Annotated in this window: 24 protein-coding genes; 21 read left to right on the plus strand and 3 right to left on the minus strand. The window is 38.8% G+C overall.

The window, feature by feature from the left end:
- The first annotated feature begins 1 nt into the window (after position 1).
- From mrdA to lipA, 8 genes are all read left to right on the plus strand, one after another.
- A complete protein-coding gene (mrdA, locus tag OOA_RS10535) occupies positions 2-1,891 on the plus strand; it encodes a peptidoglycan DD-transpeptidase MrdA (protein ID WP_008912136.1) in 1,890 nt (629 codons plus the stop codon).
- A gap of 4 nt (positions 1,892-1,895) precedes the next feature.
- On the plus strand, positions 1,896-3,008 hold the full coding sequence (mrdB, locus tag OOA_RS10540) for a peptidoglycan glycosyltransferase MrdB (protein ID WP_008912137.1): 1,113 nt from the start codon (positions 1,896-1,898) through the stop codon (positions 3,006-3,008).
- Positions 3,009-3,020: 12 nt separating this feature from the next.
- A complete protein-coding gene (rlpA, locus tag OOA_RS10545) occupies positions 3,021-4,004 on the plus strand; it encodes an endolytic peptidoglycan transglycosylase RlpA (RefSeq protein WP_008912138.1) in 984 nt (327 codons plus the stop codon).
- 124 nt (positions 4,005-4,128) lie between these two features.
- The gene (gene dacA / locus OOA_RS10550) at positions 4,129-5,340 is read left to right on the plus strand and encodes a D-alanyl-D-alanine carboxypeptidase DacA (RefSeq protein ID WP_008912139.1); all 1,212 of its coding nucleotides are present in this window, start codon (positions 4,129-4,131) and stop codon (positions 5,338-5,340) included.
- Between the two features lie 103 nt (positions 5,341-5,443).
- Positions 5,444-5,707: a DUF493 family protein YbeD gene (ybeD, locus tag OOA_RS10555; protein WP_008912140.1), complete on the plus strand. Its 264-nt coding sequence runs from the start codon at positions 5,444-5,446 to the stop codon at positions 5,705-5,707.
- Positions 5,708-6,446: 739 nt separating this feature from the next.
- Positions 6,447-6,683 (plus strand): hypothetical protein, encoded by a 237-nt coding sequence (locus tag OOA_RS10560; RefSeq protein WP_008912141.1) that lies wholly within the window; start codon positions 6,447-6,449, stop codon positions 6,681-6,683.
- 210 nt (positions 6,684-6,893) lie between these two features.
- A complete protein-coding gene (lipB, locus tag OOA_RS10565; RefSeq protein WP_236611184.1) occupies positions 6,894-7,523 on the plus strand; it encodes a lipoyl(octanoyl) transferase LipB in 630 nt (209 codons plus the stop codon).
- A 124-nt stretch (positions 7,524-7,647) separates the two neighbouring features.
- Positions 7,648-8,613, plus strand: a complete 966-nt coding sequence (gene lipA / locus OOA_RS10570; protein ID WP_008912143.1) for a lipoyl synthase — start codon at positions 7,648-7,650, stop codon at positions 8,611-8,613.
- Positions 8,614-8,833: 220 nt separating this feature from the next.
- Here lipA and cspE read toward each other — a convergent pair whose 3' ends face one another.
- Together cspE and OOA_RS10580 are read right to left on the minus strand one after the other, a co-directional pair.
- Positions 8,834-9,043, minus strand: coding sequence for a transcription antiterminator/RNA stability regulator CspE (gene cspE / locus OOA_RS10575; protein ID WP_008912144.1), 210 nt, complete (start codon positions 9,041-9,043; stop codon positions 8,834-8,836).
- 216 nt (positions 9,044-9,259) lie between these two features.
- On the minus strand, positions 9,260-9,718 hold the full coding sequence (locus tag OOA_RS10580) for a methylated-DNA--[protein]-cysteine S-methyltransferase (RefSeq protein WP_008912145.1): 459 nt from the start codon (positions 9,716-9,718) through the stop codon (positions 9,260-9,262).
- Positions 9,719-10,009: 291 nt separating this feature from the next.
- Between OOA_RS10580 and nrdH the strand changes: the two genes are divergently transcribed.
- The 11 genes from nrdH (at position 10,010) to emrB (ending at position 24,561) form a co-directional block, all read left to right on the plus strand.
- On the plus strand, positions 10,010-10,237 hold the full coding sequence (nrdH, locus tag OOA_RS10585; RefSeq protein ID WP_008912146.1) for a glutaredoxin-like protein NrdH: 228 nt from the start codon (positions 10,010-10,012) through the stop codon (positions 10,235-10,237).
- A 9-nt stretch (positions 10,238-10,246) separates the two neighbouring features.
- Complete coding sequence (nrdI, locus tag OOA_RS10590; protein WP_008912147.1) at positions 10,247-10,660, plus strand: class Ib ribonucleoside-diphosphate reductase assembly flavoprotein NrdI; 414 nt, start codon at positions 10,247-10,249, stop codon at positions 10,658-10,660.
- A gap of 10 nt (positions 10,661-10,670) precedes the next feature.
- Positions 10,671-12,803, plus strand: a complete 2,133-nt coding sequence (nrdE, locus tag OOA_RS10595; RefSeq protein WP_071524221.1) for a class 1b ribonucleoside-diphosphate reductase subunit alpha — start codon at positions 10,671-10,673, stop codon at positions 12,801-12,803.
- Positions 12,804-12,816: 13 nt separating this feature from the next.
- Entirely contained in the window at positions 12,817-13,788 is a 972-nt protein-coding gene (gene nrdF, locus OOA_RS10600; protein ID WP_008912149.1) for a class 1b ribonucleoside-diphosphate reductase subunit beta, read from the plus strand.
- A gap of 715 nt (positions 13,789-14,503) precedes the next feature.
- Positions 14,504-15,706: a glycine betaine/L-proline ABC transporter ATP-binding protein ProV gene (gene proV, locus OOA_RS10605; protein WP_008912150.1), complete on the plus strand. Its 1,203-nt coding sequence runs from the start codon at positions 14,504-14,506 to the stop codon at positions 15,704-15,706.
- Positions 15,696-16,874 carry a glycine betaine/L-proline ABC transporter permease ProW gene (gene proW, locus OOA_RS10610; protein ID WP_008912151.1) on the plus strand — a complete coding sequence of 393 codons (1,179 nt, stop codon included), beginning with the start codon at positions 15,696-15,698 and terminating at the stop codon, positions 16,872-16,874. The genes proV and proW overlap by 11 nt, the downstream gene beginning before the upstream one ends.
- 432 nt (positions 16,875-17,306) lie before the next feature.
- Entirely contained in the window at positions 17,307-18,305 is a 999-nt protein-coding gene (proX, locus tag OOA_RS10615) for a glycine betaine/L-proline ABC transporter substrate-binding protein ProX (protein WP_008912152.1), read from the plus strand.
- 959 nt (positions 18,306-19,264) lie between these two features.
- Positions 19,265-20,464: an MFS transporter gene (locus OOA_RS10620; RefSeq protein ID WP_008912153.1), complete on the plus strand. Its 1,200-nt coding sequence runs from the start codon at positions 19,265-19,267 to the stop codon at positions 20,462-20,464.
- A 617-nt stretch (positions 20,465-21,081) separates the two neighbouring features.
- Complete coding sequence (gene mprA, locus OOA_RS10625) at positions 21,082-21,606, plus strand: transcriptional repressor MprA (RefSeq protein ID WP_008912154.1); 525 nt, start codon at positions 21,082-21,084, stop codon at positions 21,604-21,606.
- A 220-nt stretch (positions 21,607-21,826) separates the two neighbouring features.
- On the plus strand, positions 21,827-23,008 hold the full coding sequence (emrA, locus tag OOA_RS10630) for a multidrug efflux MFS transporter periplasmic adaptor subunit EmrA (protein ID WP_008912155.1): 1,182 nt from the start codon (positions 21,827-21,829) through the stop codon (positions 23,006-23,008).
- 14 nt (positions 23,009-23,022) lie between these two features.
- Complete coding sequence (gene emrB / locus OOA_RS10635) at positions 23,023-24,561, plus strand: multidrug efflux MFS transporter permease subunit EmrB (protein ID WP_008912156.1); 1,539 nt, start codon at positions 23,023-23,025, stop codon at positions 24,559-24,561.
- Positions 24,562-24,752: 191 nt separating this feature from the next.
- Here emrB and OOA_RS10640 read toward each other — a convergent pair whose 3' ends face one another.
- Positions 24,753-25,295 (minus strand): TetR/AcrR family transcriptional regulator, encoded by a 543-nt coding sequence (locus OOA_RS10640; RefSeq protein ID WP_008912157.1) that lies wholly within the window; start codon positions 25,293-25,295, stop codon positions 24,753-24,755.
- 83 nt (positions 25,296-25,378) lie between these two features.
- On the opposite strand from OOA_RS10640, the gene OOA_RS10645 reads away from it, so the two are divergent.
- Positions 25,379-25,915 carry an HPP family protein gene (locus OOA_RS10645; RefSeq protein WP_008912158.1) on the plus strand — a complete coding sequence of 179 codons (537 nt, stop codon included), beginning with the start codon at positions 25,379-25,381 and terminating at the stop codon, positions 25,913-25,915.
- 144 nt (positions 25,916-26,059) lie between these two features.
- Positions 26,060-26,249 (plus strand): IS3 family transposase (locus OOA_RS10650; protein ID WP_008910447.1); only part of this gene is annotated, 190 nt, incomplete at its 3' end.

Below are 26,249 nucleotides of genomic sequence, written 5' to 3' on the forward strand. Positions count from 1 at the left end.
GATGAAAAATCAACGCGCCCCTTTTCGCGACCATACAGCAGAATCAATGTTATTTCTTCGCCGTGCATTAATTGCCTTCGGCGTCATAGTGCTATTAACTGCTATTCTTGTAACTAATCTCTATCATTTACAAGTTGTTCGCCACGAAGATTATCAGACAAGGTCAAATGATAATCGAATAAAACTCGTCCCCATTGCCCCAAGCCGCGGTATCATTTTTGATCGTAATGGAACCCAACTCGCCTTAAATAGCACTTTTCACCAACTCGAAATTGTGCCAGAGAAAGTTGCAGACCTTCAGAACACACTAAATAATTTACGCGATGTTGTTGGTCTTACTGATGAAGATATCGCAAATTTTGAAAAAGAGCGTAAGCGCTCGCGCCGGTTTACATCTATCCCACTCAAAACTCAGTTAAACGAAGTGCAAGTAGCTCGATTTGCGGTCAATCAATATCGTTTTCCTGGTCTTGAGGTCAAAAACTATCAACGCCGCTCATATCCTTATGGTTCCGCATTGACACATGTTATCGGGTACGTTGCAAAAATTAATGATAAAGATGTCGAACGCCTTGATAAAGATGGGTTATTACCTAATTATGCTGCGAGTCATGATATCGGTAAGCTTGGTATTGAACGCTACTATGAAGATGTATTACACGGAAAAACAGGCTATGAAGAAGTTGAGGTCAACAACCGTGGTCGTGTCATTCGACAATTGCATGAGCAACCACCACAAGCGGGTCGTGATATCTATCTGACCATTGACCTTGAATTACAAATTTACATTGAAAAGCTACTCACCACCAGCCGTGCTGCCGTGGTTGTCACCGACCCTCGAAATGGTGAAATATTAGCATTAGTGTCTAACCCTAGTTATGACTCCAATTTATTTGTTAATGGAATATCTAACAAAGACTATCAAGCACTATTAAATAACCCTGATAGGCCATTAATTAACAGAACAACTCAAGGTCTTTACCCTCCCGCTTCAACAGTGAAGCCTTTCATTTCTGTTGCCGCGTTAAGTGAAAAAGTCATTACCCCTTCAACCACGATTTTTGATCCCGGCTGGTGGCAGCTTCCCGGCTCCGAAAAGCGCTATCGAGATTGGAAACGCTGGGGACACGGCAAGTTGAACGTCGTCAAATCAATCGTAGAATCTGCGGATACTTTCTTTTATCAGGTCGCCTATGATATGGGCATTGATAGGTTATCGGCATGGATGTCAAAATTTGGCTTCGGTGACTATACTGGCATTGATCTCGCTGAAGAACGTTCAGGTATCATGCCAACACGTGAATGGAAACAAAAACGTTATAAAAAACCTTGGTATCAAGGAGATACAATTCCTGTTGGGATCGGTCAAGGTTACTGGACAGCAACACCAATTCAAATGTCAAAAGCATTGATGACCTTGATTAATGATGGGCAGATAAAAACACCACATTTGCTTTATGGTACTAAACTTGGCAATGCAATGGTGCCTTATGAAGATAAAGAAACTACTCAAATTGGCGATATTCACTCAGGATACTGGGAATTAGCAAAACAAGGGATGTATGGTGTAGCCAATGCACCAAACGGAACAGGGCGACGCAGTTTTCTAGGAACCCCTTATAAAGCTGCTGCAAAATCGGGTACCGCACAGGTATTCAGCTATGAAACCTATAATGCAAGTAAATTGGCTGAGCATTTACGTGATCATAAATTAATGATTGCCTATGCACCTTATGATAAGCCCACTGTTGCTGTTGCGATTATTTTAGAGAATGGTGGAGCTGGTCCAGCCGTTGGCGATCTCGTCAGACAAATACTTGATCACGTTCTATTAGGTGATAATAAAACGCAAATAAACAGCACTGCAGCAAGCCCTGAGGAAGACCGTTAACACTATGACAGACGATAAGAAAAAATTACCACTCTCAACACGTCTGCACATTGATGTGCCTATGCTATTGATCATTATTGCTTTGCTTGCATACAGTGCATTAATCATGTGGAGTGCTAGTGGGCAAGATGTCGAAATGATGGAAAGAAAAATGGGGCAAATTGCGACTGGCTTTATTGTCATGCTCGTGATGGCTCAAGTCCCACCACGTCTTTATGAAAATTTAGCACCTCATTTATACATTTTTTGTGTCATTTTACTGATCTTTGTTGATGCTTTCGGGCAAATAAGTAAAGGTGCACAGCGTTGGCTCGATCTTGGCATTATTCGCTTTCAACCTTCTGAAATTGCTAAAATTGCCGTACCATTAATGGTCGCCAGGTTTATGAACCGTGATGTCTGCCCTCCCTCGCTAAAAAATACCATGATTGCGTTACTTCTGATTTTTCTGCCAACATTACTGGTTGCAGCACAACCCGATCTAGGCACATCAATATTAGTTGCTGCCTCGGGGCTATTTGTTCTCTTTTTAGCTGGAATGAGTTGGCGGTTAATTACAATTGCAGCGGTCGCCCTCGCTGCTTTTATTCCACTATTGTGGTTTTTCTTAATGCATGGCTATCAAAGAGCTCGCGTAATGATGCTCCTTGACCCAGAAAGTGATCCATTAGGTAAAGGATATCACATCATCCAATCTAAAATTGCTATTGGTTCTGGTGGGTTAATGGGCAAAGGTTGGCTGCACGGTACTCAATCGCAATTAGAATTTTTACCAGAAAGGCACACTGACTTTATTTTTGCAGTTTTGTCAGAGGAACTCGGTTTAATCGGCGTCTTAGTCTTACTAGCGTTATATTTGCTACTGATTATTAGAGGCCTTTATATTGCAGCCAATGCCCAAAACACCTTTGGTCGAGTGATGGTTGGTGGCTTAATGCTCATTCTTTTTGTGTATATATTCGTTAATATCGGTATGGTCAGTGGTATATTGCCCGTAGTTGGTGTACCACTTCCTCTCGTCAGTTATGGTGGTTCGGCACTGATTGTTTTAATGGCCGGATTCGGTATTATCATGTCTATTCATACACACCGAAAATTTCTTTCAAAGAGTTTATAAAAGAGGTTTAGTATGCGTTTTCAATGGATTATGCTTGGCATTACTGCCACTTTATTAAGTGGCTGTGTCACTGAAGAGAACATCAAGCAGCAACCTACTAATGTACCCGCTGTACCTGCTCAAGATGTGCTCGGAGCTGAACCTCATTATGAGCCTCATCACCCAACAGCAAACAGCGACTACCAACGCAACGGGCAGCAATACCAAATTGTCCGTGACACGTCACAATTTTCACAGGTCGGCTATGCCTCTATTTATGGTACTGAATCTGCAGGAAATATGACCGCGATTGGTGAGCGCATTAACCCCGCTGAATTAACAGCATCACACCCTACCTTACCTATTCCAAGCTATGTTCGAATTACTAACATGATGAATGGTAAAATGATGGTCGTCCGTGTGAATGACAGAGGCCCTTTTACACAAGGTAAAAGTATCGCCCTTTCACGTGCAGCTGCGGACCGGCTTAACCTGATGCCAACCACTCGTATCAAAATAGATGCGATTCAAGTTGCACCAGATGGTTCTCTATCTGGTCCGGGCACAGTCGGCTCTAATTTCATCAAACAAAGCTATGCACTTCCTGGTCGTCCTCAGCTAGGTTCAGGTCCGATGGGAACTCCTGTAATGGAGAACCTTCCTGTACCAGAAAATATATTGCCGGTAAAACAACCTAGTGCACCGATGGAACCAATTGTGCCAGAAAGTAGTTTGAAAGCGCCTGCACAAGAGGTTACTGAAGCTGCACCACCAGCCTCTACAGCTGTTCCTGAAAAAGGCTATTTAGTGCAAGTTGGGGCTATTGGTAATCAAAATAATGCGAAAGTGATGCTCGATAACCTCAAAAACAAGCTTGGAGTGCCCGGTCGCTTACAGCCATACAACAATATTTACCGAGTTCAATTAGGGCCATTTAGTAACAGACAACAGGCAGTTGATTTACAAGGTCGTATTCAGTCTGAATTAAATCAATCATCCATGGTAGTCGCTCCCTAAAGTAAGCAGTAAACTATTGTAATAATATTGGCGCAGCGTGCGAGTGCATCTTTTATCAACCTTTGCACTTTTGCTACACTGCGCCTTCTTGTTTTAACCGAATTCCGGATGTAACAATACAAACATGAAAAATTTTGTCCCATCACGCATTGTGCGTCATACCATATTGGGTACTGCTCTACTTTTGACGATTACCAATATTGCACATGCAAATGAATCATTCCCAAATAGCCCTATTCCAGCAGCGCCAGATATTGATGCAGAAGCATTTATTCTGATTGACTATAATTCAGGTAAAGTACTCGCCGAGAAAAATGCCGATCAACGTCGTGATCCTGCAAGCTTGACAAAAATGATGACGAGCTATGTTATTGGCCAAGCTATCAAGTCAGGAAAAATTGGCCCTGAAGATATGGTGACTGTTAACGAAGATGCATGGGCTACAGGTAACCCTATATTTAAAGGTTCATCCCTGATGTTCCTAAAACCGGGTGACCGTGTGAGTGTTTCTCAATTAACACGCGGTATTAATTTGCAATCAGGCAATGATGCTTGTGTTGCTATGGCTGACTATGTTGCTGGTGATCAAAATAATTTCGTGCAGCTGATGAATGGCTACGTCAGCAAACTCGGATTACAAAATACACAATTTAAAACAGTTCACGGTTTAGACGCTGATGGTCAATATAGCTCAGCACGTGACATGGCTCTAATTGGTCAAGCGTTAGTCAGAGATGTTCCTGAAGAATACGCTATCTACAAAGAAAAAGAGTTTACATTTAATAATATTCGTCAAACTAACCGCAATGGATTACTGTGGGATAAAAGCCTTGCAGTTGATGGTATTAAAACAGGCCATACTAATGCGGCTGGCTATAACTTAGTCGCTTCAGCAAAAGATGGTGACATGCGCCTAATTTCTGTTGTTATGGGCGGAAAGAGCATGAAAGGCCGTGACGCTGAAAGTAAAAAATTACTCACCTATGGCTTCCGTTTTTATGAAACAGTGAAACCATTACAAGCTGGTGTTGAGTTCGCATCGGAACCCGTTTGGTTCGGTGATGAAAATAACGTTAAGCTCGGTGTAACAGAAGACTTGTTCCTAACGATACCTCGCGGACGTCTTCAAGATCTCAAAGCCAGCTATGATATTGCTAACAAAGAGCTTCAAGCACCACTAGCTAAAGGTCAGCAAGTCGGCATAATCAACTTCCAACTCGATGGTAAAACCATCGAGCAGCGCCCATTAGTGGTATTGAAAAATGTCGAGGAAGGTGGCATTTTCAGTCGTTTGATTGACTATATCAAATTACTATTTCATCGCTGGTTTAGTTAACCCTTGAAACCGATATACACAATCCCCATATAATATATATCAAAAACTTATGGGTGAGCAGATGAAAGCCCATAAGTCACTATTTATGCAATTAGGAGCGCCCATGAAAACGAAATTAAATGAACTGCTTGAGTTTCCATGCTCATTCACTTACAAAGTGATGGGCGTAGCAGAACCTGAGCTGCTAGATCAAGTTGTTGAAGTAGTTCAGCGCCATGCGCCGGGCGACTATTCTCCAGATGTGAAACCAAGCAGTAAAGGTAATTATCACTCGGTCTCAATTACCATTAACGCAACTCATATCGAACAAGTTGAAACTTTATATGAAGAATTGGGTGCATTAGAACGAGTTAAAATGGTTCTTTAGTCATTACAAAAAATAGAATTATTGCATTATAAATTCTATTATCCTACTCTACTCTAGACCAAAATGAACTGTACCCTAAAGGTTAAATGACAACTGATTAAGGTACAGTTTTTACATTTAATACGAAAAAAACAAATTCATTATGATTAAAAATCATAATTTATGATTTCTTTGGAATTCGTGATATTACTTATATAAGTAGTCATTTTTCTACACGTCTTTTATATAAAATAAACTAAACAGATGTAAGATAAAAATACACATAAAATCAATAGGACAATTGTTTATTATTTTAGATCCTGTTCTTGTTAATTCAATCTTATTCATAAAAAAGTAATATTTTCAAAATTACTCATTTGTTGTTTCCTGCCAATTATTATTATTATAATTTCTCCCCATTTACAAAAAAATAATTAGGATATATAAATGCTAATATCAGGTTCATCACCATCGAGCTTACAACAAGCAAATGTTTCCGCTATAACGACAAATGAAAAAACAGTCCATAATAGCGATATTAAAAATCTAAAAAAAATGCACATCAGTTCATAATGTAAATAAAAACATAAGTAACCAGTGCTCTCGCAGTAATTTAAAAAATAGTTCAGTTTTTGAACCTCTGGGAAAAAAAATAGAAAAGGTAAAGAAATCAGATGCAAAGGTTAAAGTACTTCTAAAAGAAATTGACAGTTTCAAAAGCAAGCTAGACACTTCGTCTTACAAACATAATCCATCCAAAATGAAAGCCTTGAATTCACTTGAAAATCAACTCAAGGGGATTCAAACATCTTTGAAGCAATCCAGCTCAAATATTAACTCGCAAGAAAAATCGGACCGTCATGATTATAAAATTGCTTCGCCAAAGCACAAAGAAGCAGAGGCAGCTAGAAAAGCACAAATAGAGGCGTCAAATAGGGCATTTGAGAAAGCAAACCATGGCTATAGCCATGGTGGTATGAGAGCAGGATTAAGATAACAATTTTTTTATTTACTTTGATTAAAAAAGCGATTGGAAAACGATTTTGTTTCTAGTCGCTTAACTACAGTAATCACTCTCGTTAGTTTAAATAAGTTATCAAACCATTATTTGGATAACTCATCATTTAACTTGCTATTGCGTAAAACTAGCGATATCCCCATTGCGGCGTTATACTACTCGCACATTTTTAATGTGGATGTTAAAACATTGTCAGCACGAACCATTATTATACGTCAATTAGGGCTTGCACCTTATCAAGTAACTTCTGATGCAATGCACCAGTTCACTGAAAATCGAGTTCAAAATACTCCTGATGAGCTATGGCTAGTAGAACACCCCCGCGTGTTTACTCAAGGGCAAGCAGGCAAGGCAGAGCATGTCCTTGCCCCCGGTGATATACCCGTAATTCAAAGTGATCGCGGTGGTCAGGTCACTTACCACGGCCCAGGCCAGCAAGTGATGTATGTGATGCTAGACCTAAAACGCAATAAAATTGGTGTTCGCGATTTAGTTACTGCGCTTGAAAATACGGTGGTAAAAACACTCGCATACTATCAAATTGAAGCTTACCCTCGCCCTGATGCACCTGGTGTTTATGTAAATGGTGATAAAATTTGCTCGTTAGGATTACGAATCCGGAAAGGCTGCTCTTTTCATGGACTAGCACTGAATATCAATATGGATTTAGAGCCTTTTAATCGTATCAATCCTTGCGGCTACGCGCAGTTAAAAATGACACAAATGTGTGATTCCATCCCACAAATTACCTTAGCCGATGTTCAACCCGTGCTAATTAAACAGTTCTGTGACACACTGGGATTTCATATTGTTCAATAATAATGCTATAATTTTTTAACATTTTTAAAAAAAATTTTAATGGATAAGTAACGGCTCCCACACTTATTATTCACAGTAATCGACTTATCCATCGACTCAAAAGATAACTGGAACCGGCATAATTATGAGTAAACCAATTCAGATAGAACGCGGAATTAAATACCGTGACGCCGATAAAATGGCCCTGATCCCTGTCAAAAATGTCGTCACTGAACGTGAAGAAATACTCCGCAAACCCGACTGGATGAAAATTAGATTACCCGCTGATTCTACTCGGATCCAAGGGATCAAAGCGGCGATGCGTAAAAATGGCCTTCATTCTGTTTGTGAAGAAGCATCTTGTCCTAACTTATCTGAATGTTTCAACCATGGTACCGCAACCTTTATGATCCTTGGTGCGATTTGTACTCGTCGCTGTCCTTTCTGTGATGTTGCTCATGGTCGCCCAAATGCGCCAGATGCTAATGAGCCACTCAAACTTGCTCAGACTATTAAAGATATGGCACTGCGCTATGTTGTCATCACTTCAGTTGATCGTGATGACTTACGTGATGGTGGTGCCCAGCACTTTGCTGATTGTATTAGTGCTATCCGCGAAAAAAGCCCAACCATAAAAATTGAAACTCTTGTTCCTGATTTTAGGGGCAGAATGGATCGTGCATTAGATATTCTAACAGCAACGCCTCCAGATGTTTTCAATCATAACCTTGAAAACGTTCCCCGAGTTTACCGTCAGGTTCGTCCGGGTGCTAACTATGAGTGGTCATTGAAATTACTCGAAAGGTTTAAAGAGGCTCATCCAGATATTCCAACAAAATCTGGTTTGATGGTCGGGTTAGGTGAAACTAACGCAGAGATTGTTGAAGTTATGCGTGATTTACGCCGCCATGGTGTAACAATGCTGACTCTTGGGCAATATCTACAACCAAGCCGTCATCATCTTCCTGTTAAGCGCTATGTGAGCCCTGTAGAGTTTGATGAGATGAAAGAAGAAGCACTTGCGATGGGCTTTACTCATGCAGCTTGTGGGCCGTTTGTTCGTTCTTCTTATCATGCAGATCTTCAAGCAAAAGGCGAAGAAGTTAAATAGCTCACTCAACTAAATTATTCTTAAGCCTCGTTTAACGGGGCTTTTTTGTAGCTATGCATATACGATCTTTTATTCATATCCTATGATACAAATCCTACTCATTTAAATCACTCTAGCTGCATTCTTTCTGCCATCTACTACCAAAGTATTACCTATAAAATAAAACTCGCTCCAGTACACTGGAGCGAGTTTAGAAGCTGTTCGTTTCTATTTGTATAAATTACAGAGAGACAACGTTCACAGCTGATGGGCCTTTAGCGCCATCAGTAATTTCGAATTCGACTCTCTGGCCTTCAGCTAAGGTTTTAAAACCATCGCTTGTAATAGCTGAAAAGTGAACGAATACATCTTTGCTACCATCTTCTGGAGTGATAAAACCGAAACCTTTAGATTCGTTGAACCACTTAACGCTACCTTTAACTTTAGACATCAATATTACCTTTAAAATATAAAATAGACACACCATCAGTGTCGTGTTCAGTACATCAGATATATAAGTGGCTTGTCTATAACCTAGATCACAAAATTGAAAAAAAATACAAAAAATCATTAATTATTTGGATAAATTTTTATCAGTCATAAATTATTCGTTTAAAAAACTATCAATCCAAACTATAACACCAGTATTTATTAACTATTTGGAATTTTATCTTTCATGTGCCAATAGCCAATCTTTAATGTCTAATCCGCCTGTATAACCGACAAGTTTACCATCATGACCCAAAACGCGATGACAGGGAACAATTAAAGAGATTGGATTCCGTGAATTTGCCATTCCAACCGCACGACAGTAATTCACTGACCCTAATTTCAGCGCAAGGTCTTTATAGCTCCAGCGTTCACCGAAAGGAATGCTACATAAGTGTGACCATACCTTTTTTTGGAATTCAGTGCCTTGCGGATTTAACTTAACAGTAAACGTTTTTCGTTTAAGATTAAAATATTCGTCTAATTCTTTAGCACACAACTCCGAATGTTCGTTTTTATGCTCTGGCTGACTCCGCTGCTCAACAAAGTAGATACTGGTTACCCCGTCATCATCAGCTGAAATCTGTACCCACGGTTTAGGAAATTTTTCCGGTGCCGCTAAATATTGATGATACATAATATCCCCTCAAGTAGAGTCCAATTATCTGATCGTATATACAGTTATAGACTGTATTATTTCCACATTGCAATAATAATTTTTCTTAGACCCACAAATTGAATTCTTCTTTTTCTCAAAATTTAATTCTTCAACATAAATAACAACCTAGATAATAATTAGAATAGTTATCATTCAATATTTCAATTCCACTAGATATTGTATGGTTGAAAAATTTAAGATCTACATATAGTATTTGATAGCAAGTTATCACACTACTGATAGTATTCAGAATACTCAAAGGTATCCAATATGGCCGTTATCACCATTTACAGTAAACCAGACTGCGTTCAATGTAATGCCACCTACCAAGCCTTAGAACGCAAAAGTATTCCATATCAAGTAATCGACTTAACACAAGATCATGAGGCTCTAAAATTTGTCCGTGAATTAGGTTATCAGCAAGTTCCTGTTGTTGTTGCAGATCAAGAACATTGGTCTGGTTTTCGTCCTGATATGATAAGTCGCCTTTCAGTTTAGGAGAGGGTTATGCAAACGGAATCACTGATTTATTTTTCGAGTCGTTCTGGCAATTGCCATCGCTTCGTCGAAAAAGTAGGGCTTCCCGCGACGCGCTTACCAATCGGTGATGAACAAAGCAATATTATTGCGACAGCACCTTTCGTTCTATTGCTTCCAACCTATGGTGGAGGCGGAACGCTTGGAGCTGTACCAAAGGAAGTGATCCGTTTTCTTAATATCGAATCAAATCGGTTACTTATTCGTGGTGTCATCGCGGCAGGTAATACCAACTTCGGTGAGGCTTATGCCATCGCAGGAGATATTATTGCTAGTAAATGCCAAGTCCCCTATTTGTATCGTTTTGAACTACTGGGTACAGAACGAGATGTCCAACGTGTTCGTGATGGGTTAAATACGTTCTGGCAAAAAAAACATAATTAGAGTTATTCCAATGGAAAACATGAAAAACAAAACCACTGTTGATTATCATGCGCTTAATGCCATGTTGAATTTATATAACAGTGAAGGTGGTATTCAATTTGAAAAAGACAAAGAAGCTGCTCATCACTATTTTCGTCAACATGTTAACCAAAACACTGTTTTCTTTCATGACCTGAAAGAAAAGTTAGACTTTTTAGTCAACGAAAACTATTACGAACCCCAAGTACTCGAACAATATGATTTCTCCTTTATCAAAAACCTGTTTAAGCAAGCCTATGCCCATAAATTTCGTTTTCAAACTTTTTTAGGTGCATTCAAGTATTACACTAGCTATACACTTAAAACCTTTGATGGCAAACGTTATCTTGAGCGTTATGAAGACCGTGTTTGTATGGTTGCACTTGCACTTGCACAAGGTAACCAATCTCTTGCTTGTCGCTTGGTTGATGAAATTATTAGCGGACGTTTTCAACCTGCAACGCCGACTTTTTTAAACTGTGGAAAGAAACAGCGTGGGGAACTGGTTTCCTGTTTCTTACTGCGCATTGAAGACAACATGGAATCAATCGGCCGCTCAGTTAACTCAGCACTACAATTATCCAAACGAGGTGGTGGTGTTGCATTTTTAATGACAAATTTGCGAGAGCAAGGTGCGCCAATCAAGTTTATTGAGAATCAATCTTCGGGTGTGGTTCCTGTCATGAAAATGTTAGAAGATGCCTTTTCCTACGCAAACCAACTCGGCGCAAGACAAGGTGCTGGCGCGGTTTATTTACATGCTCATCACCCTGATATTATGCGTTTTCTCGATACTAAACGCGAAAATGCAGATGAAAAAATTCGCATCAAAACCTTATCACTTGGTGTTGTAATCCCCGATATCACTTTTCAGCTGGCCAAAGAGAATCAGGATATGTATCTGTTCTCACCTTATGATATTGAACGCGAGTATGGTGTTCCAATGTCAGAAATTAGTGTCACAGAAAAATATCATGAGATGGTTAACAACAAAGCCATCAAAAAATACAAAATTAATGCACGTGAGTTTTTTCAAACATTAGCTGAAATTCAATTTGAGTCGGGCTATCCCTATATTCTATTCGAAGATACTGCTAATCGCGCAAATCCAATTGCTGGTCGTATCAATATGAGCAATTTATGCTCAGAAATTTTGCAAGTTAATAGCCCAAGTCTTTATGAAGATGATTTAAATTATCGAGAAGTCGGTAAAGATATTAGCTGTAATTTAGGTTCAATGAATATTGCGAAAACCATGGATTCGCCTAATTTCGCTCAATCTATTGAAATTGCAGTGAGAACCTTAACTGCCGTTTCCGATATGAGCCACATTCATTCTGTACCATCAATTGAACAGGGTAATCATCAATCCCATGCGATTGGCCTAGGGCAAATGAATCTTCATGGCTATCTTGCTCGAGAACATATTCATTATGGTTCAGAAGAGGCGTTAGATTTTACCAATATCTATTTTTATACTGTGGCCTTTCATGCTCTAAAAACATCGAATCAAATCGCTATTGAGCGTAATGTGACATTTAAAGGTTTTGAGGATTCAGATTATGCCAATGGGCGCTATTTTGATAAATATATAGACCAAACTTGGCTACCAAAGACACAAAGCGTTCAGGAATTATTCCGACGTTCGGGTATCGAAATTCCAACACAAGCAGATTGGCAATCACTAAAACACTCAGTGATGGAGCACGGTATTTATAATCAAAACCTGCAAGCTATTCCACCAACGGGGTCGATATCTTATATTAATAATTCTACCTCCAGCATTCATCCTATTGTTGCTCGAATTGAGATCCGCAAAGAAGGCAAAATTGGTCGTGTTTACTACCCAGCGCCATTTATGAACAATGATAATCTGGAATATTACCAAGATGCTTACCAAATCGGGCCAGAGAAAATCATCGATACCTATGCGGCAGCCACACAGCACGTTGATCAAGGGCTATCATTAACTCTGTTTTTTAAAGACGATGCAACGACACGTGATATCAATCGGGCTCAAATTTATGCATGGCGTAAAGGTATAAAAACATTGTATTACATCCGATTACGCCAAACCGCACTAGAAGGTACCGAAGTCGAAGGCTGTGTTTCATGTACGCTTTAAAAGGAAAATCTGTATGACCACTCACACTTCACCACAGCTAGTTAAAGCGATTAACTGGAACCGTATCGAAGATGATAAAGATCTTGAGGTTTGGAATCGTTTGACCTCAAATTTTTGGTTGCCTGAAAAAATTCCTTTATCGAATGATACCCCATCATGGAATACGCTAACAGCAGCTGAGCAGCAATTAACCATTCGCGTCTTCACGGGGCTGACCCTGCTTGATACCATTCAAAACACGATTGGTGCACCATGCTTGATGCCTGACGCACTTACCCCTCATGAAGAAGCGGTATTATCGAATATTAGTTTTATGGAAGCAGTGCACGCACGCTCCTATAGCTCTATATTTTCAACACTCTGCTCTACAGCAGATGTAGATGATGCCTACCGTTGGAGTGAAGAGAACAAAGCTTTACAAAATAAAGCCAATATTATTTTGTCTTATTATTGTGATTCTCACCCACTTAAAAAGAAAGTTGCGAGTGTGTTTTTAGAATCATTTCTTTTTTATTCTGGCTTTTACTTGCCTATGTATTGGTCTAGTCGTGGTAAGTTAACGAATACTGCCGATTTGATCCGATTAATTATTCGTGATGAAGCAATACATGGATATTATATTGGTTACAAATTCCAAAAGTCATTATTGAAATATGATGAAAAAACACAAGGCGAAATTAAAGATTTTACATTTTCGTTGCTTTTCGATTTATATGAAAATGAAGTTAAATATACGCAAGAATTATATGACACTGTTGGTTGGAGTGAAGATGTCAAAAAGTTTCTTCATTATAATGCCAATAAAGCCTTAATGAACTTAGGTTATGAGGCATTATTTCCAGATGTTGTGACAGATGTTAGTCCTGCTATATTATCAGCATTATCACCAGATGCTAATGAAAATCATGATTTCTTTTCTGGCTCAGGTTCTTCATATGTAATAGGTAAAGCAGTCAGTACTGAAGATGACGATTGGAACTTTTAATTAATCAATTTACCTAACTAATCATCAAAAAACACCTATCCCGCTGAATAATATTGCATTTATTTTTCGGGATTTTTTATTGTTTGTTTATTGCACTAATAAGCTCGGAATTTACATGTTTTATTGTTAAATAATTCAATTTTAATAGCCTAATCAGGCAATTCATTGTTGACACTCATTGTTAAAAAACAAAATCATAAAGATAAATTTATGTATTTAGGTTTATTTCAAAATTAATTTTGTATTCATTTTGAATTTTCCCTAACGTCTATAATAAGTACTTTTCCACTATCATATTCCATGTTCAATTAACCTAAATATTTATAATAAATTTAGTAACAACATAAAGTTAATACCTAATAATAACTTTAATTAATTATCATAATGAAACTCGTAAAAATCACTATCTTCTCAATAATCATAAGGTAATTAAGCTATTTTTTTGATTAAATGTCCTTAACCGAGGGTTGTCAGTCTCATTTATTATGCTAGGTTATAGTACTTGCGAATTTTACTAATAACTAAAATGGAGCTATTAAATTTAAATCATAATTATTAAATCAGTTTTTAAAATAATAGGAATATCTACCCTGAGCATGTTCAACAAATAGTTAAAAGCTAGCATTCGAATTCCTAGCGATAATATGTAACGCATTGAGTTAATTCGATAACTGCAGCAACCAATTTAATTAATTGAAAGATGGGTAATTACTGTATGGCAATAAAATTAGAAGTTAAAAATTTATATAAAATATTTGGGGAACATCCTGATCAAGCTTTTAAACTTTTAGAATCAGGAATGAATAAAGATGATATTTTTGAAAAAACAGGTCTAACCGTTGGGGTTCAAGATGCCAATTTAGCCATTGAAGAAGGCGAAATCTTTGTTGTTATGGGACTTTCGGGTTCAGGAAAATCAACCTTGGTGCGCCTTCTCAATCGGCTAATTGATCCTACGAGCGGTCAGGTCCTTATTGATGGGGAAGATATCTCTAATATCTCTGATAAAGCGTTACGGCAAATCAGAAGAACAAAAATTAGTATGGTATTTCAATCCTTTGCACTGATGCCTCATATGAACGTGATCGATAATACCGCTTTTGGTATGGAATTATCGGGAATGTCTAAAGAAGAACGCCATCAAAAAGCCATGGATGCCCTACGTCAGGTCAATCTCGATAAATGGGCTCAATCTTACCCAGATGAATTATCCGGCGGAATGCGACAACGCATTGGTCTTGCCCGAGCACTCGCAAATGATCCCGATATATTGTTAATGGATGAAGCATTCTCTGCCCTTGACCCACTTATCCGTACCGAAATGCAAGATGAATTATTGTCACTACAAGGTGATAAGCAACGTACGATTATCTTCATTTCTCATGATCTGGATGAAGCTATGCGTATTGGCGATCGAATTGCGATTATGCAAGGTGGAATTGTGGTACAAACGGGCACACCCGATGAAATTCTTAATAATCCCGCTAATGATTATGTTAAGACCTTCTTTCGTGGCGTTGATATTAGCCAAGTTTTTAATGCCAAAGATATTGCGCGCAGAAGACCTGATGCTCTACTCCATATCGCCCCTGGCTTTGGTCCTCGTTCAGCACTTAAGGTGCTTAATGATGAAGACCGAAATTATGGTTATTTGATTTCTCGCGGCCACACTTTTGCGGGCGTAGTTTCTGTTGAATCACTTGAAAAAGCCTTACATGAAAAACAAGGCATTGAAGCTGCAGTTATTTCCAGTTTGGAGCCAATCCAAGGTGAGACACCTCTCAATGAAGTGATTTCGACAATTGCACAAGCTCCTTGTGCCGTTCCTGTTATCAATGAAAATAGCCGCTATCTTGGCGTGATATCAAAAGGAATGCTGCTACAAGCACTGGATAAGGAGACTCCAAATGAGCAATAACGCGACCGAACATAAGACAGATACTCAAGATCCGTGGGCAGATGCCTCGGTTACAGAAACTCCTCAACAAAATAATACAACTAGCACATCAGTTGACGATGACCCGTGGGGAATGAGCTCTGAAAGTAGTCATTCAACCGAGAGTGACCCTTGGGGAAGTACTCCTGATACAGGAAGTACAACAGATACAGGTGGAAGTGATTGGCTAGATGCGGCACCAACGGACAGCATTGTGCCTGAACACTTTAATATTATGGATCCGTTCCAGCATACTCTTATACCGCTCGATTCTTGGGTTGCTCATGCGATTGACTGGATAGTATTGCATTTTCGTCCTGTTTTTCAGGGGATCCGAGTCCCAATTGACTTTATCCTTAGTGGGTTTGAACAATTTTTAACCTCAATGCCATCACTTGTCGCGATTGTTTTATTTGCTTTAATCGCATGGCAACTTGCTGGTCGAGTTATGGGTATCGCAACTTTTGTCTCAATGATTGCAATTGGTGCTATCGGTGCTTGGTCTGAAGCAATGGTTACACTTTCATTAGTGCTCACTTCCTTGCTCTTTTGTCTCATTATCGGGCTACCTCTTGGTATATGGCTTGCGCGTAGTGACAAAGCCGCCAGCATTATTCGGCCATTACTAGATGCCATGCAAACAACACCTGCTTTTGTTTATTTAGTACCAATAGTGATGCTATTTGGTATCGGTAACGTACCTGGAGTTGTGGTAACAATTATATTCGCCTTACCTCCGATTATTCGTTTGACCATTTTAGGGATCAAACAAGTTCCAGCTGATTTGATCGAAGCCGCAGAATCATTTGGGGCAAGCCCTCGTCAATTATTGTTTAAAGTACAACTACCTTTAGCAATGCCAACGATCATGGCTGGGGTTAACCAAACCTTAATGCTCGCACTTTCCATGGTTGTTATCGCATCAATGATTGCGGTTGGTGGTTTAGGCCAAATGGTATTACGAGGTATTGGCCGTCTTGATATGGGCCTCGCATCCGTTGGTGGTGTTGGAATAGTAATACTTGCGATTGTACTTGACCGTTTAACTCAATCTCTGGGTAAAAATAGTCGTGGTAAAACGCTTGGTCGCTGGTATCACAAAGGTCCTATTGGGCTTATCACTCGCCCATTTAGTAAAAAAACAGATTAATCCCCCTAAATAATTCTAAGTATGGCGGGACAGATACCCTAAATAATTCGAATTGCATCTAGGCGGCAAATGAAGCTATCACGGGAAGCATACATAAGTATGTGACTCGGGTAGCTGAGTGCAGCCAACAACGAGACAATTCGAAGTATGGCGGGACAGATACCCTAAATAATTCGAATTGTATCTAGGCGGCAAATGAAGCTATCACGGGGAGCATACATAAGTATGTGATTCGGGTAGCTGAGTGCAGCCAACAACGAGACAATTCGAAGTATGGCGGGACAGATACCCTAAATAATTCGAATTGTATCTAGGCGGCAAATGAAGCTATCACGGGGAGCATACATAAGTATGTGACTCGGGTAGCTGAGTGCAGCCAACAACGAGACAATTCGAAGTATGACGGGAAAACGACAAACAGAGGTATCAACAATGAAAAAGCCTATAATCTTGGCAACAGCACTGACCACCCTTCTTGCCGTTCCATTCGCTAATGCCGAAGATCTCCCCGGCAAAGGAATAAAGGTCAGCCCAGTTCAAAGCACTATCAGCGAGGAAACTTTCCAAACGTTGTTAGTTGCAAAAGCGTTAGAAAAACTTGGCTATGAAGTTGCTCCAATTCAAGAGGTCGACTATAACGTTGCCTATGCTTCTATTGCCAATGGAGATGCGACTTACTTAGCAACTAGCTGGGTACCGCTACATAATGCACAATATGATGCCGCTGGAGGAGATAAAGCGTTTTATCGCCAAGGTAACTATGTTGTCAATGCAGCACAAGGTTACTTGATCGATAAGAAAACTGCGGAAAAATATAATATAACCAATATTGAGCAGTTAAAAGACCCTAAAATTGCCAAGTTATTCGATGCTAATGGTAACGGTAAAGCTGATTTAACCGGTTGTAATCCAGGTTGGGGTTGCGAAGCGGCTATCAATAACCATTTAAAAGCTTATGAATTAGAAAAAACCGTTGACCATAATCAAGGTAACTATGCCGCAATGATGGCGGATACCATGACACGATACAAAGAAGGTAAGCCAATTCTCTATTACACATGGACACCTTATTGGATCAGTGATGTATTAAAACCCGGCCGAGATGTTGTTTGGTTAGAAGTCCCCTTCTCTTCAATGCCAAACGGTGAAAAAACTGATACTAAGTTACCTAATGGTAAAAATTATGGTTTCCCGCCAAATACCATGCACATTGCCGCCAATAAAAAATGGGCTGCAGATAATCCAGCAGCAGCAAAATTATTTGAAATCATGAAATTACCTATTTCAGATATTAATGCGCAAAATTTGAGAATGCATAATGGTGAAGCTTCACAAGCTGATATTCGTCGCCATACTGATGCCTGGATTAAAGCTCACCAATCAACCTTCGATGGCTGGGTTGAGCAAGCACGTAAAGCTGCCGATAAATAATATTTTTCTATTTTTTATAATCAATTGCCACCTTAAGTAAGGTGGCTTTTTTTGTTTAAGCTAATATTCTCCATTCTTAGGGGCTGTTGATCTTTGAAGGTCTATTTTTATTCGCATTAAAATGTCCTTGAGTGAGGTAAAAAGAAGTAAGGCACATGGTTAACTACTTAGTCGATTAAGTCAGAGCCTAGCAATACAGTGAAAATTTACTTTTAATCAACTCGAAGATTATTTTTTATTCGCATTTTGAATTTCCGGCAATATTTTTTAACCGTCAAAATATGTCACATCATTATATTGCTATTATTTCAATCAATTAGTACAGTAAAAATAGATAGCAAAGGTCAATTTATTCTAGAGGAAACAAATTGAATTTTAACTTAGATCATCCTTATTTGTATTAGAATTATGATGATAAAAACGTAATTTTATAAATACATGAACAGTGTGACATGTCACGTTTCATAACAAGAAATGGCTATTTTAACTATAAAAAATGTCAGATTAACTCTATTAATTCAATGAGTTATTCTTTATTCATAGTTCTTACACAATGAGCAACACCATTAAATAATTATAACATCATTATAATTTCAATTATTCAATGAATAACAAAATTAATTAATCATATAATTTATTCACTTGATGTATATGACCAATTTGATTGTGATAAATCATTCTTGAACAATAGATCTTAGCATTGATGTTAATTATTAATTTTTTTATTGAATATTCAGCTTAGTGACTAGATATTGCCTCTCAACAATAGAATTTCGCCCATTTGACGACTCCCCACTCAATTAGGCGAGATATTACATGCTAATTTGATAAAAAAAAAATAGACGTAAATAATACAGATAATTGGTCATTCTAATCATACATATTGGCAACATCTACTATGCAATTTTAAATATGAAGAGTATATAGTAGTCACCATACTTATTATTGGCGAATGATTAATGAACAAAGCTCCTCAAACAGAACTCACCACAGGTTTAGTCATCTTAATGGCCGTCGCAACAGGACTCATTGTTGCTAGCAATTATTATGCTCAACCCCTTCTTGATACAATCGCAACTCAATTCAATTTAACGACGAATATGGCTGGCTTTATTGTCACTTCCGCTCAATTAAGTTATGCAGCAGGATTGCTATTCTTAGTTCCACTTGGTGATCTATTTGAGCGTAAGCGCCTTATTTTAGTCATGACATCATTATCAGCGGTTGGTTTGCTTATCACTGCACTCTCTAGCCATGTTTGGCAAATTCTCCTTGGAACCGCGCTAACGGGACTATTTTCAGTGGTCGCTCAAGTACTTATTCCGATGGCTGCATCACTTGCTAAACCAAGTCAACGAGGTAAATCTGTCGGCATTATCATGAGTGGCCTGCTGCTTGGGATCCTACTTGCCAGAACGGTTTCTGGTGCAGTCGCAATGATTGGTGGATGGCGTGCTATCTATTGGGTGGCTTTTGGAATACTGATCTTACTCATTATTGTAATGGCGCGTAAGCTACCAAGGTATCATCAAAAAGCTAACCTTAACTATTTTCAGCTGCTTTTTTCGATTGGTCGCTTATTTTATACAACCCCCGTCTTCACTATTCGTGCATTACTCGGTGCGCTAACTTTCGCTAACTTTGCCTTACTTTGGACAGCAATGGCTTTTTTACTCGCCAATCCTCCCTTTAATTATTCAGAAGGAACCATTGGCCTTTTTGGGTTAGTCGGTGCAGCCGGAGCACTCATGGCTTCCCAAGCTGGCAACTTAGTTGATAAAGGTAAAGGTAAGAGAATCACAACGCTAGGATTGATTTTACTGCTGATGTCATGGATACCAATTGGTTTCGCAAAGGATTCACTTATTGCATTTATTATTGGTGTATTAATCCTCGATATTGCTGTCCAAGCTGTCCACGTTACCAACCAAAGCACTCTATATCGTATCCTTCCTGAGGCTCGTAACCGCCTCACTGCTGGCTATATGACAAGTTATTTTATTGGCGGTGCTTTAGGGTCTTTATTATCTGGTTATGCCTTTGAAAAGGCTGGTTGGGAAGGTGTTGCTATCTCTGGAGGCATATTGTGTGTTATCAGCCTAATAGTCTGGATAATAGGTATTCGATTTGATCCATCGATATCCCCATCTGATGAATAAACAGCTACGTTAGTGAGAAAATAATCTGTAGGCATTCTGCGCATTGTAAGATAACGATGCGGTAACGCTACCGTGAGAAAGATGACGGATATAATAATCACAAGTTTTTACTAATGATTTTATAATGTAATAATTACTCTAGCAAAAGTCATCACATGGCATAGTTAAATAAAAAATATACCTTAAGCAAAAATTATAATATAATTTACATCAGTAATTATTACTGTAGTACATGATAAATCATAGTTTGACTTAAATTTACCTGCACTTATTTTTAGATTAAAAATTTATAAATATTCCCATGCAATGATAACAAGAGTGGTCAATGGCTATAATTACATGATTTTATTTTATTTACTTTGTTATTGTCAGTATTAAAAACAAAATAATATGATGATATTTCAAGCATAAAGTAATTAAAAAGGCAGAAAAATATAATTCCGCTATACTGAGTCGAGTAAATTACATTCATAAAATTTATGAATTATATGTCGTTATCAAAATAAATTTGTTAGCATCAATTAACTACAATTGCTAATTTTAGCTTTTGATATGCCATTTAGATGGTTGATGACAGTTGTAATCTTACCAACTGAAACTAATAAGGTATCCAAATAATGGAAAGTTCATTTACCCCGACAGAAGAGCTGCTAAATGCTCGTGTCGCGCAACAAGATTCGCATAACAATCCTATCCCTTATCAGGAGATTCTCTTAACACGCCTGTGTATGCATGTTCATGGCAAGTTACTTGAATCTCGTAACAATATGCTAAAAGCGCAAGGAATTAATGAAACACTTTTCATGGCGCTAATGATCTTAGATACAAAAGATTCTCGTAGTATTCAACCTTCAGAATTAAGTGCTGCGCTGGGTTCTTCACGTACAAATGCAACACGTATTGCCGATGAGCTTGAAAAGAATGGTTGGATTGAACGCAAAGAAAGCCACAATGATCGCCGTTGTTTGCATCTCCATATCACAGAAAAAGGCTCTGAATTTTTAAGTGGGTTACTTCCACCTCAACATGATGCCTTGATAGATATTTGGTCAGTATTAGACGCCGACGAGCAACAGCAATTGAATAAATTAATGCGTAAATTATTAATAAAGCTTGATTCTATTAAAGATTGTAGTAAATAAATAATTGACCATTATAATGTTGTGGATAATGTATTTGAGCCATCTATAAGCTAAAAAACGAAAAAAGACTTTTCTGTCTGCACGATTTCGTTATCCTTTCTACTTATGCTTACGATATTCATCGAGCAAAAATATTAATTATCGTCTCTGTTTCCAGTGGTTAACTTTAACTACTGGAAACATTCGTGATCCAAGCGCAAATGAGCGGAGAAACACCAGTATGAGTTCCCATGAGGAAATGCAATCTACACCTAAACCACAACCTGATAAAAAAAGACAACGTAGAAATATATTGATGTTTCTCACATTCCTTTTTATTGCTATTGGCATTGGTTGGGCAATTTACTGGTTTTTCGTTTTACGCCATTATGAATCTACTGATAATGCCTATGTAGCGGGTAACCAAGTTCAAATTCAATCTCAAATCTCAGGCAGTGTCATGACAGTCAATGTTGATAATACTGACTTTGTGAAAAGTGGTACCGTTCTTGTTGAACTCGATCCCAAAGATGCTCAATTGGCGTTAGATAAAGCAAAAACAGCTTTGGCAAATAGCGTTCGCCAGTCCCACCAGCAGATTGTTAATAGCCGTCAATATCAAGCAAATATTGATATGAAACGCTCTGAATTAATCAGCTTACAAAATGACTTAAAACGCCGTGAAGTTCTTGGAAGTAGTAACCTTATTGGTAAAGAAGAGCTTCAACATGCAAGAGAAGCTGTTGTTAGCGCCAAAGCATCTCTTGCTGTTGCCATAGAACAATTAAATGCAAATAATGCCATCATTCTCGATACTCCTCTCGATAAACAACCGGCCGTTGAAGAAGCTGCGACAGAGGTCAGAAATACATGGTTAGCCTTGCAAAGAACAAAAATTGTTAGTCCTGTTGATGGCTACGTCTCACGTCGTAGTGTGCAAGTAGGCTCTCAAATCACTACAGCAACGCCTCTGATGGCAATTGTTCCTTCTGAAGGAATGTGGGTAGATGCAAACTTTAAAGAAACTCAGCTAGTGGATATGCGCATTGGACAACCAACAAAAGTAACAACAGATTTCTACGGTAAAGACCTTATTTTTGATGGTACTGTTGTCGGTTTCGATATGGGTACAGGCAGCGCATTTTCACTACTCCCAGCACAAAATGCCACAGGTAATTGGATTAAGGTTGTCCAGCGTTTGCCTGTCCGCATTGCGCTTAATACTCATCAGCTTGAAGAGCATCCTTTACGTATTGGCTTATCCACTGAAGTCGTAGTCGATACGTCGAATAAAGACGGTAAAGTACTCTCAAAGGGTTTACGTGATGCTCCCGCTTATCACACATCTGCACTTGCGATTGATTTAACACCTGCGGACAAAATAGTTACTGATATCATTAATAATAACTCAGGCAACAAATAAACCGAGGCGTAACTGTGACAAATGCTCCATTAACAGGCTCTAAACTTGCATGGATGACGATCGCCCTTTCACTCGCGACATTTATGCAAGTTTTGGACTCGACAATCGCAAACGTTGCCATACCAACCATATCCGGTAACTTGGGAGCGTCCAACACCCAAGGCATATGGGTAATTACTTCATTTGGTGTTGCCAATGCAATATCCATCCCTGTCACAGGGTGGCTTGCCCGCCGAATTGGTGAAGTTAAGTTATTTTTATGGTCTACCGGTTTATTTGCACTAACATCATGGTTATGCGGTATTTCAGGCAGCTTGGAAATGCTGATCCTCTTTCGAGTTTTACAAGGTCTGGTTGCCGGGCCACTGATCCCGTTATCTCAAAGCTTATTATTGAATAACTATCCGCCGCTAAAACGGAATATGGCTTTGGCGCTATGGTCGATGACTATCGTGGTTGCCCCCATTTGTGGGCCAATTCTTGGTGGTTATATTAGTGATAACTACCATTGGGGGTGGATATTCTTTATCAACGTACCACTCAGTATCGCCATTATTTTTGCCATTATGCGCACACTTAAAGGCAGAGAAACTAAGATATCAATTAATCCAATTGATACTGTTGGGTTAGTGCTGCTTGTCGTGGGTATCGGGGCATTGCAGATCATGCTTGACCAAGGTAAAGAGCTGGATTGGTTTAATTCGACAGAGATCATCGTCTTGACTGTAGTTGCTGTCGTAGCTATTGTTTTCTTGATTGTTTGGGAGCTGACTGATGACCACCCCGTGGTTGATCTTTCACTATTTAAAGAACGCAATTTCACCATTGGCTGCCTTGCATTAAGCCTAGCTTACATGCTCTATTTCGGTACCATTGTTCTAATACCCCAATTACTACAAACAGTTTATGGCTACACCGCAACTTGGGCAGGACTCGCCTCAGCCCCAGTAGGGTTACTGCCATTATTGATCACACCGATTATTGGCCGATTTGGTAATCGCATTGATATGCGCTATCTGGTCACCTTTAGCTTTATAGTTTATGCTGCTTGTTATTACTGGCGTGCCTATACTTTCGAGCCTGGTATGAGCTTCGCTGCTGCTGCTTGGCCTCAGTTTGTTCAAGGCTTGGCAATTGCCTGCTTCTTTATGCCTCTCACTACCATTACATTGTCTGGCTTACCTCCAGAGAGAATGGCATCCGCGTCAAGTCTATCGAATTTTACGCGAACATTAGCTGGGGCGATTGGTACATCAATCACCACGACAATGTGGACACAAAGAGAAGCCATGCATCATGACAATTTAAGCGAATTTGTGAATCCTTTTAACGTCAACTCACAACACATGTACAGTGAATTGGCTCGAATGGGTATGAATGATATTCAAAGTGCAGCTTACCTTGCAAAAAGTATTACCGATCAAGGATTAATCATCTCTGCCAATGAAATTTTCTGGTTATCGGGTGGCGTGTTTATCCTATTGATAGTCATTATTTGGTTTGCAAAACCCCCATTTAGCCCAGGATCAAAAAGTAGCGGAGGTGCTCATTAGTATAATATTCAAGCTCTGCATATGCCCCAAAATAAATAGAGATTCATGTAAGTAACAAATGAAGCTATCCCGATGAGCAGAAAGGAGTACTGTGATTCGGGTTGCTGATCGAAGTAAATTCCCATATGACTTAAAGCCTAATGGTGTAGACTGCTATTTTTCAGTTTATACGCATACTTAGCATAAATAACTTATTGATTATTCATGATTGTTTGAACAATTTCTTCATACCATTTTGAGTCAATAGTTTGTTGAAACTCCGCGCGAACGATCATGCCTTCCAATAGCGTGAATATCTTTTCCGACTTGGCAAGACGCTCAGGATCATCCTTAGAAATATTAGATAAAATAATCTGCTTAATTTCTGTTTTATGCTCAATTGCGATTGCTATTATTTCATCATCACTGTATTTAAATTCCGATAATGCATGCATAAACATACATCCATTAAAATCATCAGATTTAAACCACGCAAAATGCCAATCTAGAAGAGCCTTTATTCTATTTTCTTGGGTTTCTCTTTCCAGAATATATGCGCTAAGTGACTCAATAAAATTGAGGTGCCGCTGTTGCAGAATCGCTTTTATTAATCCGTTTTTTGAACCAAAAGACCGATATAGCGATGTCTTTGATATGCAAGCCTCATCTCTAATCTGGTCAACACCTACAGCACCATAACCATATCGATTAAATAAATTTTCTGAAATATCAATAATATGTTCTTTGACACTCATTTATTTCACCTTTCCCTTTGCAAATGGAACAGATCTGTACCATATTATTAGTTAGTACAGATCTGTTCACACTGGAGTGTAACATGAAATATTTAAAAGGAGGAGGATCCCTTCCTCCCAAAGAACATTCGTTACAAATTATCAAAGGCTTTATTGGGGGTAGCATTAGCATACTTTTATTAGGCTATCTTACCCAAATTTCCAACAGTGAATGGCTAATGGCACCTTTTGGAGCAAGTTGTGTCATCCTGTACGCTGCCTCTAAAGCGCCTTTTGCGCAGCCAAGGAATGTGATCGGAGGCCATGTTCTATCAGGATTCATTGGGCTAGTAATGCTTTATTTATTTGGTAACAACTTAGTTTCTGTCGCCTTAGGTGTAGGCATTGCGTTATCTTTAATGCAATATTTCAGAGTGACTCATCCACCAGCTGGGGCAAATCCTTTAGTTATTATGCTGACAGGGCAACAAAGTTTAGTGAATTGGGATTATTTGCTTAATCCAATACTCAGCGGGAGCGTGCTATTAGTTATGATTGCCTTTATTATGAATAACCTAGGGAAAAAAAGCCATTGGCCTGTTTATTGGCATGGTGTTACATTTAATAAAAAAGACAAATAACAAAACTACCGATAGGCGTTTTAGCTATCATCATTCTCCCTTCCCTACGATTGTAAATATTGCCTCCGCGGTGTTAATTGTCCACTTCCCTAAAATGAGACCGCTATAATTAGATTTTCTGCCCTAAAAGTTGCAGAGGTCGTGATGAAAAAAGTACGTTTTACTGAGACTCAAATCGTCAATATTTTAAAACTCACTGATTCAGGTATGAAAGTCGATGATATTTGTCGGCAAAATGGGATCAGTAGTGCGACTTATTATAACTGGAAATCAAAGTACGGTGGCATGGAAGCCAATGATGTTAAACGATTAAAAGAGCTTGAAGAAGAAAATG

Source organism: Providencia burhodogranariea DSM 19968, from assembly GCF_000314855.2.
In the GTDB taxonomy this organism is placed as follows: domain Bacteria; phylum Pseudomonadota; class Gammaproteobacteria; order Enterobacterales; family Enterobacteriaceae; genus Providencia; species Providencia burhodogranariea.